Consider the following 17877-nt stretch of genomic DNA (forward strand, 5'->3'; position numbering starts at 1 on the left):
CGGTTACATTCCGAACCCGGAAGCTAAGCCTTTCAGCGCCGATGGTACTGCAGGGGGGACCCTGTGGGAGAGTAGGACGCCGCCGAACAATCATTCAAAAGGGTTGGACCCCGAACTTCGGTTCCGGGTCCAACCCTTTTTTGTTCTCCGTCACTTGGAGTTCACGTTGCGCTATGACCATCGGACGTATGGGTACCGCAGCAATGCTCAGGGCCGCCGGCGTAGGCGTCGGTGACGAGGTCGTCGTACCTGCCTTCGGCAACGTCGAGGTCGCCGAGGCCGTGGTCGCCGTCGGCGCCTTGCCGGTGTTCGCCGACATAGATCAGGACACGTACTGCCTGGACGCCTCCGCGGTGGAGGCGTCGGTGACGTCCAAGACCGTGGCCCTGGTCGCCGTGCACCGCTTCGGGCGGCCGGCCGACATGGGGTCGTTGCACGGAGTGGGGCAGCGGCACGGGCTGCTCGTGCTGGAACAGGGCGAATCCGAGGCGTCGTACGACGAGACGGCGCGGCGCAGGCAGCGGGCGGCCTATCTGGACGGGAAGTTGCGAGGCGTGCGCACACCGGACGGAGGCGACGGGCACACCTATCAGCAGTACGTGGTGCGCGTCCCCGGCAACGGGCGGCCGGACCGGGACGCGTTCGCACGAGCCGTGCGGGGCAGGGGAGTCGAGTGCCGGGTACCGGTGAAGACGCCCGTGCACCGGATGCCCGCCTTTCGGCGATGCGTGTCCCTGCCGGAGACGGAACGCGCCTCGGACGAGACCCTCGCACTGCCGGTCGACGCCTCGTTGACCAAACGGGACATGCAGCGGATCGTGTCCGCCTGCAACGCCCTGGGAGGTTTGCTCCAGCCCGCCTTCTGACGGCGTGGTTGGGAGCACCGCTCTGTTCGGGGTATGATCTATTCCGTTGCCGCGAGGGAAACCCCGCAAAGCGACAGGCCCCTATAGCTCAGTCGGTAGAGCGTCTCCATGGTAAGGAGAAGGTCAACGGTTCGATTCCGTTTGGGGGCTCCAGCACAGAAGGCCCCGCCCGAATGGGCGGGGCCTTTCGCATGCCCGGACGGTCGGCGCGCTAGTCCACGTGGGGCTCCGGGACCCGCATCGCGAGAATGGCCATGTCGTCCGACGGGGCGTCCGACGCGAAACGCTCGACCGCGCGCATGATGCGGGCGGCCACCGCCCCCGCCGTCAGACCCGTACAGGCCGTGAGGACGTCGGCGAGGCCGTCGTCACCCAGCATGCGCGTGCCCTCGCGGCGTTCGGTGACGCCGTCCGTGACACAGAGCAGGACATCGCCCGGGTCGAGGGTGACCGTCTGCTCGTACAGCTCCAGGTCCTCGATGACGCCGAGGAGGGGCTGCGGCTCCGCCGCGGGTTCGACCGTGCCGTCCTGCCGCAGGCGCAGGGGGAGCGGGTGGCCGGCGCAGACCACCTTCAGCTCGGCGCTGCCGTCCTCCTGCGGACGCATCTCCCCGTACAGCAGGGTGAGGAAGCGGCTGCGGGCGCCCTCGTCGAGGATCGCGGAGTTCAGGCGCTCCAGGACCGCCGGACCGCTGAGGCCCTCGCGGGCCAGCAGGCGCAGGGCGTGCCGGGCCAGGCCGGTGACCGCCGCCGCGTTCGGGCCCGTGCCGCAGACGTCGCCGATGGCGAACCCGTAGGCGTCGTCGCGGATGGGGAAGACGTCGTAGAAGTCACCGCCGACCTCGTTGCCCTCGCCGGCCGCGCGGTAGATGACCTCGACCTCCACGCCGTCGATGACGGGGAGTTCCGGCGGCAGGAGGCTGCGCTGGAGGGACTGGCTGATGGCCGTGCGCTCCGAGTACAGGCGGGCGTTGTCCAGGGCCAGGGCGGCCCTGCGGGACAGGTCCTCGGCGAGTTCGAGGATCTCCTGGCGGAAGTGCTCGTCCGTCGGCTTGCCGAGCGTCAGCATGCCGATGACGCGGTTGCGGGCGACCAGCGGGAGGACCACGGTCTCGCCGCCGACCGCGGAGGCCGTCGCCAGGGTCGGGCCGATGCCGGTGCGCAACTGGCGGGACGGGTTGCCGCTGAGACCGAGGTCGCGCATGGACGTGCGCAGCGCCGCCTGGTGGGCCATCTCGGCCGGGGCCGACCAGACACGGGCGCCCGGAGTGGGCACCGGGTCGGGTGGGGCGATCTTGGACAGCAGCGACTTGATGCCGTCGATGAGCTCCTCGTCCTCGTGCAGGACGTAGGAGAGGTACGGCTCCGACGCCTGGTCCGCGATCGTGTACACGGCACACCAGGTGGCCAGGGTCGGGACCGTCATCTGTGCCATCAGGGCCAGGGTCTGGTCGCGGTCCAGGGTGCCGGCGAGGAGGTCGGAGGCCTCGACGAGGAAGCTCAGCGAGCCGCGGCGCAGACGCTCCAGCTCACCCAGGCGGGCGGACTCGACGGCCAGGGCGATGCGGTCGGCGGCGAACTGCAGGCGCAGCGCCTCCTCGTTGGAGTACCGGCCCGACGCCTCCGCGGCGACACCGAGGGAACCGGTGAGACGGCCCTCGACCTTGAGGGGGACGGTCACGACCGAGCGCATGCCCGTGCCGTTCAGCAGCGGGACGGCGCCCGGGACCGCGGCCAGGTCGTCGTGGACCGCCGGCATGCGCGCGGAGCCGTAGCGGCCGGGGCCGGCCTCGACGGGGACGCGGGCGAAGCGCTGGCGCGCGGAGGGCAGACCGGTGGAGGCGCGGACCTCCAGCTCCGTCTCGTCGTCGGTCGCCAGGAGGAGGAAGGCCGCGTCGGCGTCCAGCATGTCGCGGGCGCGTTCGACGGTGCGCTGGAGAAGGCCGTCCAGGTCGTCCGGGGCGGGCGAACCGATGAACACCTCGAAGGGGTCGCTGCTCTGTCCCTCGGCGGAGGAGCCCGAGTCGGAAGCCGGAACCCGCAACGGTGTCTGCAGCACGGCGCGTTCGTGGTCGCGGACGAGGAGGCAGACCGTGGAGGGCTCCCCGCCGGCGTCGCGGACCCGGAGATGGGAGGCGTAGACCGGGGTGACGCGGCCGTCGGCGTGCCGTATGCCGTAGCTGCCCTCCCAGCGGGAGAGCTGGAGAGCCTCGGCGATGCCGGTGCTGGTGCCCGGGGTGTGCGGCCAGGCGGCCAGGTCGGTCAGCGGCTTGCCGGTGACCTGCTCGGCGGGGTAGCCGAAGAGCCACTCGGCGTCCTCGTTCCAGGACGTGAGGGCGCCGGTGCGGTCGATCTGGACGACGGCGACGCGGACCCGGCCGTCGGCGAGGGGGAGCAGCTCGGCGGGCAGGGCGGGGCCGGCGCTGCGGGTGCCGACCGCGCGCTCCGGCAGGTGGAGGTGGAACCAGACGTTCTTCAGCGTCGGCGTGTACTCGACGCCCCAGCGGTCGGCGAGGGCCGCGCAGAGCTGGAGGCCGCGCCCGCCCTCACGGTCCGGGCTGCCCATGTCGGCGGGGGAGCCCTGGAGGGGGACCTCGCGCTCCGGGTAGTGGTCGGCCACCTCGATGCGTACGCCGTCGTCGCTGCGCAGGCACATGACGTCGGCGGTGGTGCCGGCGTGCACCACGGCGTTGGTCACCAGTTCGCTCGTGAGCACCACGGCGTCGTCGACGATGTCGGCATGGCCCCAGCCCTGGAGCGTGTCCCGGACGAAGGACCGGGCGCTCGCCACCGATCGTCCGACGGGCTCGAAGCTGGCGGCCGCGCGCGCGGTGATCACAGAACTCCTCGACCCTCTCTCCCCTTGCACGGCCTCCTGGCCGACCGGCTCGCGCCGCTGCTGCGGCAGATCCCCCGTCGGCCCGGAATCCGGGGGCTGCTCCCCCGGGATCAGTCCGGTGGTCATTCCGGCCGCCCCTCCGATGCCCGCTCGTCTCCGTGCCACCGCCCAGGCCGGACGGACCGGTATGGCTGGACAGCCGCATGCAAGGTTACTTACCTTCGCCGTCCACGCGGATGCCGGTCTGCAGTGTTTCCGCCCAGAGGGTGTGCGGACGATGTGCGAAGCTGCCGAACTGTTATGGCCTGGTTCGGCCGGGGTGAAACACTGGGCAGGCTTCCCATGAGGGTCCGGGCAGGTTGAATGCGCAGCGAGTGCGGCGGGCAGCAGCCCTGGAAGCGGCCCGGTGAACCGGTCCGGACCGCACGGCAGCACAGGAAGTACGCGGCAGTAACCGGTCCGCCGAGCGGTGGCAGCCGGGCACAGCGGTAACGGTCGACCCCTGCGGGAGGGACACAGTGGAGTCTGGCGCAGCGACGCGTGGCACTGAGGCGCGCGCGAAGGGCGGACAGTCCCCGAGTAACCAGGGCAGGACGCGGGGTGGCAGTACGACGGTGGACACGGCCGCGCTGAACCGCCTGCTGGCGGCCCTGGTGTCGATGCGGGAGGGCAACTTCCGCAAACGGCTCACGGTCTCCGGCGACGGCGTGATGTCGGAGATCGCGGCGGTCTTCAACGAGGTGGCCGACCGCAATCTCCACCTCACGGGTGAGCTGGCGCGGGTGCGGCGCATGGTGGGCCGTGAAGGAAAGCTCACGGAGCGGCTGGAGACGGGCGCCTGCGGGGGGTCCTGGGCGGCCGCGATCGACAACTCGAACGCCCTGGTGGACGACCTCGTACGGCCGGTCTCCGAGGTCAGCCGGGTGCTGTCGGCGGTGGCGGACGGTGATCTGTCGCCGCGCATGGAACTGCGGACCCAGTCGGCGGAGGGCGCGGGCCAGCCGCTGCGCGGCGAGTTCCTCAAGGTCGGGCGGACCGTGAACAACCTGGTCGACCAGTTGTCGACGTTCACGGACGAGGTCACGCGGGTGGCCAGCGAGGTCGGCACCGAGGGCAAGCTGGGCGGCCAGGCCCGGGTGCGCGGCATGTCCGGTTCCTGGAAGGACCTCACGGACTCCGTCAACACGATGGCGTACCGGCTGACCGCGCAGGTGCGGGACATCGCGCTGGTGACGACGGCGGTCGCCAAGGGCGACCTGTCCCGGAAGGTCACGGTGCACGTGGCCGGCGAGATGCTGGAGCTGAAGAACACCGTCAACACGATGGTGGACCAGCTCTCCGCGTTCTCCTCCGAGGTGACGCGGGTGGCCCGCGAGGTGGGCACCGAGGGCGCCCTGGGCGGGCAGGCGCAGGTGCCGGGCGTGGCCGGGGTGTGGAAGGAGCTGACCGACTCCGTCAACACCATGGCCGGGAACCTGACGGCCCAGGTGCGCGGGATCTCCGAGGTGACGACGGCGGTCGCCAACGGTGACCTCTCGCGCAAGGTGACCGTGCCCGCGCGGGGCGAGGTCGCGCAGCTCGCCGAGACGATCAACCAGATGACCGAGACGCTGCGGATCTTCGCGGACGAGGTCACCCGGGTGGCCAGCGAGGTCGGTGCCGAGGGGCAGCTCGGCGGACAGGCCAACGTGCCGGGTGCGGCCGGGATCTGGAAGGACCTGACGGACTCCGTCAACACGGTCTTCCGGAACCTGACCACCCAGGTGCGGGACATCGCCGCGGTGACGACGGCCGTCGCGAGCGGTGACCTGTCGCAGAAGGTCACCGTGGACGTGGCCGGCGAGATGCTGGAGCTGAAGAACACCGTCAACACGATGGTGGACCAGCTCTCCAGCTTCGGTGCCGAGGTCACGCGGGTGGCCCGCGAGGTCGGTGTCGAGGGTGAGCTGGGCGGTCAGGCGCAGGTGCCGGGGGCGGCCGGGACGTGGAAGGACCTGACGGACTCCGTCAACACCGCGTTCCGCAACCTCACCGGTCAGGTGAGGAACATCGCCCAGGTGACGACGGCGGTCGCCAACGGTGACCTGTCGCAGAAGGTCACCGTGGACGTCTCCGGCGAGATGCTCCAGCTGAAGAACACCGTGAACACGATGGTGGACCAGCTCTCCAGCTTCGCCGACCAGGTGACGCGGATGGCCCGGGACGTGGGCACCGAGGGCCGCCTGGGCGGTCAGGCCCGGGTGGACGGCGTGTCGGGCACGTGGAAGGAGCTGACGGACTCCGTCAACTTCATGGCGGGCAACCTGACCTCCCAGGTGCGGCAGATCGCCCAGGTGACGACGGCGGTGGCGCGGGGCGACCTGTCGCAGAAGATCGACGTCGACGCGCGCGGGGAGATCCTGGAGCTGAAGAACACCATCAACACGATGGTCGACCAGCTCTCCGCCTTCGCCGAGCAGGTCACCCGGGTCGCCCGCGAGGTGGGTACGGAGGGCCGCCTCGGCGGTCAGGCCCAGGTGCCCGGCGTCGCCGGCGTGTGGCGCGACCTGACCGACTCGGTGAACGGCATGGCCGGGAACCTGACCGCTCAGGTGCGCAACATCGCGCAGGTCGCGACGGCGGTGGCCCGCGGTGACCTGTCCCAGAAGATCACCGTGGACGCGCGCGGGGAGATCCTGGAGCTGAAGAACACCCTGAACACGATGGTGGACCAGCTGTCGTCGTTCGCCCAGGAGGTCACCCGCGTCGCGCGGGAGGTCGGTACCGAGGGCATCCTCGGCGGCCAGGCGGAGGTGCAGGGCGTCTCCGGCACCTGGAAGGACCTCACGCAGTCCGTGAACGGCATGGCGAACAACCTGACCATGCAGGTCCGCAACATCGCCGAGGTGACGACGGCGGTCGCCAAGGGCGACCTGTCGAAGAAGATCACCGTCGACGCGAAGGGCGAGATCCTCGAGCTGGTCACCACCGTCAACACGATGGTCGACCAGCTGTCGTCCTTCGCCGAGCAGGTCACGCGCGTGGCCCGCGAGGTGGGCACCGAGGGCATCCTCGGCGGCCAGGCGAGCGTGCCCGGCGTCGTGGGCATCTGGAAGGACCTCAACGACAACGTCAACCTGATGGCCAAGAACCTCACCGTCCAGGTGCGGAACATCTCCCAGGTGGCCGCGGCCGTCGCCAACGGCGACCTCACGCGGACGGTGACGATCGAGGCCCGCGGCGAGGTCGCGCAGCTCGCCGACACCTTCAACACCATGGTGCGCACGCTGCGGTCCTTCGCCGACCAGGTGACCAAGGTGGCCCGCGAGGTGGGCACCGACGGCATCCTCGGCGGCCAGGCGCAGGTGCCGGGCGTGGCGGGCACCTGGAAGGACCTGACCGAGTCGGTGAACCAGATGGCGTCCAACCTGACCGGCCAGGTGCGCAACATCGCCATGGTCACGACGGCGATCGCCAAGGGCGACCTCACCAAGAAGATCGACATCGACGCGCGCGGGGAGATCCTGGAGCTGAAGACGACCATCAACACGATGGTCGACCAGCTGTCGTCCTTCGCCGAGGAGGTCACCCGCGTCGCCCGCGAGGTGGGCACCGAGGGGCAGCTCGGCGGTCAGGCACGCGTGCGGGACGTCGACGGCACCTGGCGGGACCTCACCGAGTCGGTGAACGAGATGGCCGGGAACCTGACCCGGCAGGTGCGTGCCATCGCGCGCGTGGCGACCGCGGTGACGCGCGGCGACCTGAACCTGAAGATCGACGTGGACGCCTCGGGGGAGATCTCCGAGCTCCAGGACTACATCAACAAGATGATCGCCAACCTGCGCGACACCACGATCGCCAACAAGGAGCAGGACTGGCTCAAGGGCAACCTCGCCCGGATCTCCGCGCTGATGCAGGGCCGCCGGGACCTCCAGGACGTGGCCTCGCTGATCATGAGCGAGCTGACCCCGGTGGTCTCCGCGCAGCACGGCGCCTTCTTCCTCGCCATGCCGCTGGTCGACGGCCAGGAGCAGGCGGGCGCCGAGCACGACCAGTACGAGCTGCGCATGCTCGGGTCGTACGGCTACTCGATGGGCTCGATGCCGACGTCCTTCCGGCCGGGGGAGGCGCTGGTGGGCACGGCCGCCCAGGAGAAGCGCACGATCCTCGTGGAGAACGCGCCGAGCGGCTACCTGAAGATCTCCTCCGGCCTCGGGGAGGCGCCGCCCGCCCAGGTGATCGTCCTGCCGGTGCTCTTCGAGGGGCAGGTGCTCGGCGTGATCGAGCTGGCGTCCTTCACCCCGTTCACGCAGATCCAGAAGGACTTCCTGAACCAGATCGCCGAGATGATCGCGACCAGCGTCAACACGATCTCCGTCAACACCAAGACGGAGGTGCTGCTGAAGCAGTCGCAGGAGCTGACCGAGCAACTGCGCGACCGGTCCGAGGAGTTGGAGCAGCGGCAGAAGGCGCTCCAGTCGTCCAACGCCGAACTGGAGGAGAAGGCGGAGCTGCTGGCGCAGCAGAACCGCGACATCGAGGTGAAGAACACCGAGATCGAGGAGGCGCGGCAGGTCCTGGAGGAGCGCGCCGAGCAGCTCGCGGTCTCCATGCGCTACAAGAGCGAGTTCCTGGCCAACATGTCGCACGAGCTGCGGACGCCGCTCAACTCGCTGCTGATCCTCGCCAAGCTGCTCGCCGACAACGCCGACGCGAACCTGTCCCCGAAGCAGGTCGAGTTCGCCGAGACGATCCACGGCGCCGGCTCCGACCTGCTCCAGCTCATCAACGACATCCTGGACCTGTCGAAGGTCGAGGCGGGCAAGATGGACGTCTCCCCGACGCGTATCGCGCTCGTCCAGCTCGTCGACTACGTGGAGGCCACCTTCCGGCCGCTGACCGCGGAGAAGGGCCTCGACCTGTCGGTGCGGGTGTCGCCGGAGCTGCCCGCGACGCTGCACACCGACGAGCAGCGGCTGCTCCAGGTGCTGCGCAACCTGCTCTCCAACGCGGTGAAGTTCACCGACTCGGGAGCGGTCGAGCTGGTCATCCGGCCGGCCCGGGACGACGTGCCGAACGCCATCAGGGAGCAGCTGCTGGAGGCCGGTTCGATGACCGAGCCGGACGCCGAGCTGATCGCGTTCTCGGTGAGCGACACCGGCATCGGTATCGCGGCCAGCAAGATGCGGGTCATCTTCGAGGCCTTCAAGCAGGCCGACGGCACCACCAGCCGCAAGTACGGGGGCACGGGCCTCGGACTCTCCATCTCGCGGGAGATCGCGCAGCTGCTGGGCGGCGAGATCCACGCGCAGAGCGAGCCGGGCCGAGGGTCGACGTTCACGCTCTACCTGCCGTTGCACCCCAGTGAGCTGCCCGCCCACGGTTACCAGCAGGCCCTGCCGCCGCTGGCGCCGGGCGAGTCGCTTCCCTCCGGGGGTGCATCGGCCGAGGAGGCGCCGCCGGTCCAGTCGCCGGCCGAGGCGAGGTCGTACCGGGACGCGCAGAACGGAGCCGCGACGCTGTTCAGGCGGCGGCGCCGGGGTGCTCCGGAGGCCGAGGGCCGCTCAGCGGCACAGCAGGACCGGTCCGCGGTGCGGCAGGACGGGCCCGCGGCGCGGCAGGAGCATCAGACGGCCGTCGAGCACGAGGCGATGCCGCAGACGCACCGCGGCATCCGGTTCGCCGGGCAGAAGGTGCTGATCGTCGACGACGACATCCGCAACGTCTTCGCCCTCACCAGCGTCCTGGAGCAGCACGGCCTGTCCGTGCTGTACGCCGAGAACGGTCGTGAGGGCATCGAGGTGCTGGAACAGCACGAGGACGTGGCGGTCGTCCTGATGGACATCATGATGCCCGAGATGGACGGATACGCGACGACCACGGCGATCCGCCGGATGCCCCAGTTCGCGGGGCTGCCGATCATCGCGCTGACCGCCAAGGCGATGAAGGGGGACCGGGAGAAGGCCATCGAGTCGGGAGCGTCCGACTACGTGACGAAGCCGGTCGACCCCGACCATCTGCTGACGGTGATGCGGCAGTGGATGCGGGAGGAGTGAGGCCCGCGCCCGTCCGTGCCGTACGGCGCGGACGGGCAGCGTCGGTCGCGGGCGGGCACCAGCAGGGTCTGCCCGGCCGCCTGGCCCGTGGTGCGTGGTCCGGGCACCACCCGCGCGGGACGTTCGTGCAGTGTGCGAACGTGGGGTGTACGCGAGTGGCGGGAACCTTCGGAGCGCACCCGGAGTTGCTGACTGAGTGTGCCCGCAGTCGTGTAGAAGCACGGGATTCGGGGAACCTTCTGGTCTCCCGCCGCGTTTCTGCTACGTGCACAGTGACATCGCGGTGACAGGGTGTGTCGACAGGCGGGGTGCGGCTACGATGACCGGCACAAGGACGGACGGCGCAAGGGAGCCGTCCCCTGGGGCGGCGCCCGCCGGGCCTGCCCCAAGTCCTGCGGACAGGGGAGGCCCCACGCCGGGGCGAGGAGGGCGGGCCATGGTGCAGAAGGCCAAGATCCTCCTGGTCGATGACCGGCCGGAGAATCTGCTGGCGCTGGAGGCGATCCTCTCGGCGCTCGATCAGACGCTGGTACGGGCATCGTCCGGGGAAGAAGCGCTCAAAGCACTGCTCACGGACGACTTCGCGGTCATCCTGCTGGACGTCCAGATGCCGGGCATGGACGGTTTCGAAACCGCCGCCCACATCAAGCGACGGGAGCGGACCCGCGACATCCCGATCATCTTCCTCACCGCGATCAACCACGGGCCGCACCACACCTTCCGCGGGTACGCGGCGGGCGCGGTGGACTACATCTCCAAGCCGTTCGACCCGTGGGTGCTGCGCGCGAAGGTCTCCGTCTTCGTCGAGCTCTACATGAAGAACTGCCAGCTGCGCGAGCAGGCGGCCCTGCTCCGCCTCCAGTTGGAGGGCGGCGGCAAGGACGCGGCGGGTGAGGCGGCCAAGGAGCCGGCGGGGTTGCTCGCCGAGCTGTCGGCGCGGCTCGCGGCCGTCGAGGAGCAGGCCGAGGCGCTCTCCAAGCAGTTGGGCGACGAGTCGACGGACGCGGCGGCCGTGGCGACGGCGGCCCACCTGGAGCGCAAGCTCACCGGACTGCGACGGGCACTGGACGCCCTGGAGCCGGGCTCGTCCGGGAGCCAGGCCGGGGTCAACTGAGGGCCGATCGCCGGAGCGGGCCGGCGGTTCGTCGGTGAACGCGCGTCAGAGGACGTACCGGAAGCGTCAGTTCCGACGTACCGTCCGGGCGACACGAACGGGTGAAGCGGTAGGCACACGTGTCGACCGGCGTCTCCCCCGGTAACCTCACACCTATGGCCTCACGTCCCTCCGCAGCCAAGAAGCAGCCCGCGAAGAAGGCGGTCGCTCCCGCGAAGGGTCCGGCGAGGAAGGTGGCCGCGAAAAAGGCACCTCCGAGGAAGGCGCCGGTCCGGAAGGCCGCAGCTAAGAAGCCCGCGCCCCGTCCGGCGCCCAGCCCCACCGGAGGCGTCTACCGGCTCGTACGCGCCCTCTGGCTGGGCATCGCGCACGCCGTCGGCGCCGTCTTCCGCGGTGTGGGACAGGGCGCGAAGGGCCTCGACCCGGCGCACCGCAAGGACGGCGTCGCGCTGCTGCTGCTCGGCATGGCGCTGATCGTCGCCGCCGGCACCTGGGCCGACCTGAAGGGCCCCGTCGGCGACCTCGTCGAGATCCTCGTGACCGGCGCCTTCGGCCGGCTGGACCTGCTCGTGCCGATCCTCCTGGGCTCCGTCGCCGTGCGCCTCATCCGGCACCCGGAGAAACCCGAGGCCAACGGCCGCATCGTGATCGGCCTCTCCGCACTCGTCGTCGGCGTCCTCGGCCAGGTGCACATCGCCTGCGGTTCACCGGCGCGCGGCGACGGCATGCAGGCCATAAGGGACGCCGGCGGCCTCATCGGCTGGGGCGCGGCGACCCCGCTGTCGTACACGATGACCGACGTCCTGGCGGTGCCCCTGCTGGTGCTGCTCACGGTCTTCGGGCTGCTGGTCGTCACGGCCACGCCGGTGAACGCCATCCCGCAGCGGCTGCGGCAGCTGGGGGTGCGGCTCGGCCTCGTCCGCGACGTGGAAGTGGACGAGTTCCTCGACGACGACGAGCGGTACGAGGAGCAGTGGCGCGAGGCGCTGCCCGCCCGGCCCCGCAGGCGCGGCGGACCGGCCGCCGACGAGCCGTACGACCCCGACGCCGCCGAGCAGGAGGCGCTCACCAAGCGCCGCGGCAGGCCCCGGCGGTCCGCGGTGGCGCAGCCCGATATGAACCGGCCGATGGACGCCGTGGACGTCGCCGCGGCGGCGGCCGCCGCCCTGGACGGCGCCGTGATGCACGGGATGCCGCCCTCGCCGCTGGTCGCGGACCTCACCCAGGGGGTGAGCACCGGGGAGCGGGAGCCGACCACGCCGACACCGACGCCCGTCCCGGCCGCGCGTCCGCAGCCCGGGAAGCTCAGGAAGGAAGCACCCGCACCACCCGTACCCGAACCGGCGGGCGGCGTCCCCGATCTGACCAAGACCCCGCTGCCCAAGGAGCGGGACCTGCCGCCGCGGGCGGAGCAGCTCCAGCTCGCCGGCGACATCACCTACTCGCTGCCGGCCCTCGACCTGCTCACCCGGGGCGGCCCCGGCAAGGCGCGCAGCGCCGCCAACGACGCCATAGTCGACTCGCTGACCACCGTCTTCACCGAGTTCAAGGTCGATGCCCGGGTCACCGGCTTCACCCGCGGCCCCACGGTCACGCGCTACGAGGTCGAACTCGGACCGGCCGTCAAGGTCGAGAGGATCACCGCGCTCACCAAGAACATCGCCTACGCCGTCGCCAGCCCCGACGTCAGGATCATCAGCCCGATCCCCGGCAAGTCCGCGGTCGGCATCGAGATCCCCAACACCGACCGGGAGATGGTCAACCTCGGTGACGTGCTGCGCCTCGCGGAGTCCGCGGAGGACGACGACCCGATGCTGGTCGCGTTCGGCAAGGACGTCGAGGGCGGCTACGTCATGCACTCGCTGGCGAAGATGCCGCACATACTGGTCGCCGGCGCCACCGGGTCCGGAAAGTCGTCCTGCATCAACTGCCTGATCACCTCGATCATGATGCGGGCGACCCCGGAGGACGTCCGGATGATCCTGGTCGACCCCAAGCGCGTCGAGCTGACCGCGTACGAGGGCATCCCGCACCTGATCACGCCGATCATCACCAACCCGAAGCGGGCCGCCGAGGCGCTGCAGTGGGTCGTCCGCGAGATGGACCTGCGCTACGACGACCTGGCGGCCTACGGCTACCGGCACATCGACGACTTCAACCGCGCGGTGCGCGAGGGCAAGGTCAAGCCGCCCGAGGGCAGTGAGCGCGAACTCCAGCCGTATCCGTACCTGCTGGTGATCGTGGACGAGCTGGCCGACCTGATGATGGTCGCGCCGCGGGACGTCGAGGACGCCATCGTGCGCATCACGCAGCTCGCGCGCGCGGCGGGCATCCACCTGGTGCTCGCCACCCAGCGGCCCTCCGTGGACGTCGTCACCGGCCTGATCAAGGCCAACGTGCCCTCCCGGCTGGCCTTCGCCACGTCCTCCCTGGCGGACTCCCGGGTCATCCTCGACCAGCCCGGTGCCGAGAAGCTGATCGGCAAGGGCGACGGCCTCTTCCTGCCGATGGGCGCGAACAAGCCGACCCGTATGCAGGGCGCGTTCGTGACCGAGGAGGAGGTCGCCGTCATCGTCCAGCACTGCAAGGACCAGATGGCGCCCGTCTTCCGGGAGGACGTCACCGTCGGGACCAAGCAGAAGAAGGAGATCGACGAGGACATCGGCGACGACCTCGACCTGCTGTGCCAGGCGGCCGAGCTGGTCGTCTCGACGCAGTTCGGGTCGACCTCCATGCTCCAGCGCAAGCTGCGCGTCGGCTTCGCCAAGGCCGGGCGCCTGATGGACCTGATGGAGTCCCGGAGCATCGTCGGACCGAGCGAGGGCTCGAAGGCCCGTGACGTTCTCGTGAAGCCTGACGAGCTGGACGGAGTGCTCGCGGTGATCCGGGGGGAGTCTGAGGGGTAGGAGACGGTACGCGAGGGGTTCCGTCGACGGAGGGTCACGACGGCGATGGCTGATCGTGACTCACCCGTTAGGGATCATTGAGCAACCGTTTCCCCAAGGCGCACGTCAAGTTGAGGGAAGCGACGAACAGGTAGTCCACCGTCGGGATGCCGGGCCATTCCGATGGCGTACAAAGTCGTATCGCCCGGTTGCCCCACCCGTTCGTACCCCCCCTAGACTGAACGTCCAGCGCAGGCGGTCATACGCTCGAAAGGCGCCCCCGTGTCCAAAGGCAACTCCCCTGAAGACGAGCGTCCGATCGATGACGTGTCCCACGACGTTCCCGAGGACGTTTCCGAGGAATCCCGCCCTTCCGTCGGCCGTGCCCTTCAGCAGGCGCGGATCGCCGCCGGACTGACCGTCGACGACGTCAGCTCCGCCACCCGTGTCCGGATCTCCATCGTGCACGCCATCGAGGCGGACGACTTCGCCCCCTGCGGTGGCGACGTCTACGCGCGCGGGCACATCAGGACCCTGGCCAAGGCCGTCGGACTCGACCCCGCCGAACTGCTCGCCCGGTTCGACGCCGCCCACGGCGGACGCCCGGCACCGACACCCGCCGCACCCCTGTTCGAGGCGGAACGCATCCGTCCGGAGCGGCGCGGACCCAACTGGACGGCCGCCATGGTCGCCGCGATCGTCGCGGTGATCGGCTTCGTCGGCTTCACCTTCGTCAAGGGCGGCGACGGCGGCGGCTCCGAGGCGAGCGTCGCCGAGGGCTCCCAGGCGTCGGCCGGCGCGTCCGCGTCGGCGAGCGCCCCGCCGAAGAAGCCGGCCGACCCCGCGCCGGACCCGACCGAGAGCGCGATCGCCGCCGCGCCCCGCGACAAGGTCACCGTCAAGGTCAGCGCCACCGAGGGCCGCAGCTGGATCTCCGTCAAGGACCACAGCGGCCGGCAGGTCTTCGACGGGCTGCTCAAGGAGGGCGACTCCGAGACCTTCCAGGACGACGAGAAGATCAACCTCGTCCTCGGCGACGCGGGCGCCATCCAGCTGTACGTCAACGGCAAGAAGATCGAGGACGACTTCCAGCCCGGCTCCGTGGAGCGTCTCACGTACACGAAGGGCGACCCGCAGGTCGGCTAGCGGGCCCGGAGGGCGAGTCACCACGGGGTTGGCCGAGATCGGCCAACCCCGTCGACATGGGCTGTCGGCGGGACGAAGTAGTCTTGAGCCCATGCCTGAAAGCCGTACCGTCGCACTCGTCACCCTTGGCTGCGCCCGTAACGAGGTGGACTCGGAGGAGCTCGCAGGCCGTCTGGAGGCGGACGGCTGGAAGCTCGTAGAGGACGCCGAGGAAGCGGACGTCGCCGTCGTGAACACGTGCGGCTTCGTCGAGGCCGCCAAGAAGGACTCCGTCGACGCCCTCCTGGAGGCCAACGACCTCAAGGGCCACGGCAGAACGCAGGCCGTCGTGGCGGTGGGCTGCATGGCCGAGCGGTACGGCAAGGAGCTGGCCGAGGCCCTGCCCGAGGCCGACGGCGTCCTGGGCTTCGACGACTACGCGGACATCTCCGACCGCCTGCAGACCATTCTCAGCGGTGGCGTCCACGCCGCCCACACCCCCCGGGACCGTCGCAAGCTGCTGCCCATCAGCCCCGCCGAGCGGCAGGAGGCCGGAGCCGCCGTCGCGCTGCCGGGGCACGGCCCCACCGACCTCCCCGAGGGCGTCGCCCCCGCCTCCGGGCCCCGCGCGCCGCTGCGCCGCCGCCTGGACGGCTCCCCGGTCGCCTCGGTGAAGCTGGCCTCCGGCTGCGACCGGCGCTGCTCCTTCTGCGCCATCCCGTCCTTCCGCGGGTCCTTCATCTCGCGCCGCCCGAGCGACGTGCTGAACGAGACGCGGTGGCTGGCCGAGCAGGGCGTCAAGGAGGTCATGCTGGTCTCCGAGAACAACACCTCCTACGGCAAGGACCTCGGCGACATCCGCCTGCTGGAGTCCCTGCTGCCGAACCTGGCCGAGGTCGACGGCATCGAGCGGGTGCGCGTCAGCTACCTCCAGCCGGCCGAGATGCGCCCGGGCCTCATCGACGTCCTGACCTCGACGCCCAAGGTCGTGCCCTACTTCGACCTCTCCTTCCAGCACTCCGCTCCGAACGTGCTGCGCGCGATGCGCCGCTTCGGCGACACCGACCGCTTCCTGGAGCTCCTGGACACCATCCGGAGCAAGGCCCCCGAGGCGGGCGTGCGCTCCAACTTCATCGTGGGCTTCCCCGGTGAGTCCGCCGCCGACCTCGCCGAGCTGGAGCGGTTCCTGAACCACGCGCGGCTGGACGCCATCGGCGTCTTCGGTTACTCCGACGAGGAGGGCACCGAGGCGGCGACCTACGGCGACAAGCTGGACGAGGACGTCGTGGCCGAGCGGCTGGCGCGGGTGTCCCGCCTGGCCGAGGAACTCGTCTCGCAGCGGGCCGAGGAGCGCGTCGGCGCGACCGTGCGCGTGCTCGTCGAGTCCGTGGACGCCGACTCCGCCGACGACGGTGACGGTGTCCGCGGCCGCGCGGAGCACCAGGCACCCGAGACGGACGGCCAGGTGCTGCTCACGAGCGGCGAAGGCCTCACGGTCGGTCGTATGGTCGACGCGAAGGTGGTCGGTACGGAGGGTGTCGACCTGGTGGCCGAGCCGCTGCTGGGGTCGCCCGAGTGGAGTGAGGAGGCCGGCAGATGACCGGAGTCCCGACGTCCGCGGCGGGCGGCTCCTCCGGTGCGCGCAGGGCCGGCCCGCGCGGGACCTCGGGAGCCGCGCAGGAACCGGCGGAACGGACGACTCCGGGCGGAGCCACGGAACGGGGCGCCGCAGGTGCCGCGGGTACCGCGTCCAAGGGCGCCCCGGACCGGGGCGCGGGGGACAGGCGCCCCGCGGAACGAGGTGCCACCGAGGGCGGTGCGACCGGGCGCGGTGGCAAGATCGCGGCCGCGGCCGTCAACCAGGCGAGCGTCTGGAACGTCGCCAACCTGCTCACGATGCTCCGGCTGCTCCTGGTGCCGGCCTTCGTCGCGCTGATGCTCGGCAACGGCGGGTACGACCCGGCCTGGCGCTCGTTCGCGTGGGCCGCGTTCGCCGTCGCCATGATCACCGACCTCTTCGACGGTCATCTGGCGCGCACCTACAACCTCGTCACCGACTTCGGGAAGATCGCCGATCCCATCGCCGACAAGGCGATCATGGGGGCGGCGCTCGTCTGCCTGTCGGCGCTGGACGACCTGCCGTGGTGGGTGACGGCCGTCATCCTGGGCCGGGAACTCGGGATCACCGTCCTGCGTTTCGTGGTCATCCGGTACGGCGTCATCCCCGCCAGTCGCGGCGGCAAGCTCAAGACCCTCACCCAGGGTGTGGCCGTCGGCATGTACGTCCTGGCGCTGACGGGGCCCCTGGCGACCCTGCGGTTCTGGGTGATGGCGGCGGCGGTCGTGCTGACCGTGGTGACCGGGCTGGACTACGTGAAGCAGGCCATTGTGCTGCGCCGCCGGGGAATCGCCGAGCGCAGAGCGGCGTTGAAGGGGACGGAAGCTTGAGTTCCACGGCTGCCGACGTGGTGCGACTACTGACGGTGAGGGGCGAGACCCTCGCGGTCGCCGAGTCGCTCACCGGTGGGCTGGTGGCGGCCGAGATCACCTCGGTCGCCGGGGCGTCGCGCGCCTTCCGAGGATCGGTCACCGCCTACGCGACGGAGCTGAAGCGGGATGTGCTCGGTGTCGACGGGGCGGTGCTCACGGCGCGCGGAGCGGTGGATCCGCAGGTCGCGGCCCAGATGGCGGCGGGAGTCCGGGCGGCGCTGGGCGCCGACTGGGGCATCGCGACGACGGGCGTGGCCGGCCCGGACCCGCAGGACGGACAGTCCGTCGGCACGGTTTTCGTGGCCGTCGACGGGCCTTTCGGAGAAGAAAACGGTTCCGCCTCTGGCGGAAAAGTGGAGGCGCTGCGGTTGAACGGCGACCGCGCGGAAATTCGTATGGAGAGTGTACGGAGCGTACTCGCACTCCTTTTGAGGGAGCTTGCGGGCGAACAGACCGGGAATGAGCGGGCACAGGATACGGAACGGAACGGGGGGTTTTGATGTTTGCAGCCCTGAGTGAACAC

At 70.6% G+C, this 17877-nt stretch carries 9 protein-coding genes, 1 tRNA gene and 1 rRNA gene; 10 read left to right on the top strand and 1 reads right to left on the bottom strand.

Going from position 1 to position 17877, the window contains the following annotated elements; translation table 11 throughout:
* The 3 genes from rrf to AC07FV_RS23420 form a co-directional block, all read left to right on the top strand.
* Positions 1-88, top strand: a 5S ribosomal RNA gene (rrf, locus tag AC07FV_RS23410); the annotation flags it as partial.
* A 115-nt stretch (positions 89-203) separates the two neighbouring features.
* Positions 204-866, top strand: coding sequence for a DegT/DnrJ/EryC1/StrS family aminotransferase (locus tag AC07FV_RS23415; RefSeq protein WP_479089487.1), 663 nt, complete (start codon positions 204-206; stop codon positions 864-866).
* A 77-nt stretch (positions 867-943) separates the two neighbouring features.
* Positions 944-1019, top strand: a tRNA-Thr gene (locus AC07FV_RS23420).
* Between the two features lie 58 nt (positions 1020-1077).
* Here AC07FV_RS23420 and AC07FV_RS23425 read toward each other — a convergent pair.
* Positions 1078-3831, bottom strand: a complete 2754-nt coding sequence (locus AC07FV_RS23425) for a SpoIIE family protein phosphatase (protein WP_479089262.1) — start codon at positions 3829-3831, stop codon at positions 1078-1080.
* 392 nt (positions 3832-4223) lie between these two features.
* On the opposite strand from AC07FV_RS23425, the gene AC07FV_RS23430 reads away from it, so the two are divergent.
* From AC07FV_RS23430 to AC07FV_RS23460, 7 genes are all read left to right on the top strand, one after another.
* Positions 4224-9740 carry a HAMP domain-containing protein gene (locus tag AC07FV_RS23430; protein ID WP_479089263.1) on the top strand — a complete coding sequence of 1839 codons (5517 nt, stop codon included), beginning with the start codon at positions 4224-4226 and terminating at the stop codon, positions 9738-9740.
* A 436-nt stretch (positions 9741-10176) separates the two neighbouring features.
* Positions 10177-10854, top strand: coding sequence for a response regulator (locus AC07FV_RS23435; RefSeq protein WP_383645231.1), 678 nt, complete (start codon positions 10177-10179; stop codon positions 10852-10854).
* A gap of 155 nt (positions 10855-11009) precedes the next feature.
* Positions 11010-13760: a DNA translocase FtsK gene (locus AC07FV_RS23440; RefSeq protein WP_479089264.1), complete on the top strand. Its 2751-nt coding sequence runs from the start codon at positions 11010-11012 to the stop codon at positions 13758-13760.
* A 261-nt stretch (positions 13761-14021) separates the two neighbouring features.
* Positions 14022-14885 (top strand): helix-turn-helix domain-containing protein, encoded by an 864-nt coding sequence (locus tag AC07FV_RS23445; RefSeq protein ID WP_479089265.1) that lies wholly within the window; start codon positions 14022-14024, stop codon positions 14883-14885.
* Positions 14886-14976: 91 nt separating this feature from the next.
* The gene (gene rimO, locus AC07FV_RS23450) at positions 14977-16464 is read left to right on the top strand and encodes a 30S ribosomal protein S12 methylthiotransferase RimO (protein WP_479089266.1); all 1488 of its coding nucleotides are present in this window, start codon (positions 14977-14979) and stop codon (positions 16462-16464) included.
* Entirely contained in the window at positions 16461-17312 is an 852-nt protein-coding gene (gene pgsA / locus AC07FV_RS23455) for a CDP-diacylglycerol--glycerol-3-phosphate 3-phosphatidyltransferase (RefSeq protein WP_479089267.1), read from the top strand. Before rimO ends, pgsA begins: the two co-directional genes overlap by 4 nt.
* The gene (locus AC07FV_RS23460) at positions 17309-17854 is read left to right on the top strand and encodes a CinA family protein (protein ID WP_479089268.1); all 546 of its coding nucleotides are present in this window, start codon (positions 17309-17311) and stop codon (positions 17852-17854) included. Before pgsA ends, AC07FV_RS23460 begins: the two co-directional genes overlap by 4 nt.
* Positions 17855-17877 lie beyond the last annotated feature (23 nt).

It is taken from the genome of Streptomyces sp. NPDC045956 (genome assembly GCF_056430705.1).

Coding starts and splice junctions, on each gene's coding strand:
- AC07FV_RS23415 (WP_479089487.1), top strand. CDS start 204: ATGCTCAGGGCCGCCGGCGTAGGCGTCGGTGACGAGGTCGTCGTACCT.
- AC07FV_RS23425 (WP_479089262.1), bottom strand. CDS start 3,831: ATGACCACCGGACTGATCCCGGGGGAGCAGCCCCCGGATTCCGGGCCG.
- AC07FV_RS23435 (WP_383645231.1), top strand. CDS start 10,177: ATGGTGCAGAAGGCCAAGATCCTCCTGGTCGATGACCGGCCGGAGAAT.
- AC07FV_RS23440 (WP_479089264.1), top strand. CDS start 11,010: ATGGCCTCACGTCCCTCCGCAGCCAAGAAGCAGCCCGCGAAGAAGGCG.
- rimO (WP_479089266.1), top strand. CDS start 14,977: ATGCCTGAAAGCCGTACCGTCGCACTCGTCACCCTTGGCTGCGCCCGT.
- pgsA (WP_479089267.1), top strand. CDS start 16,461: ATGACCGGAGTCCCGACGTCCGCGGCGGGCGGCTCCTCCGGTGCGCGC.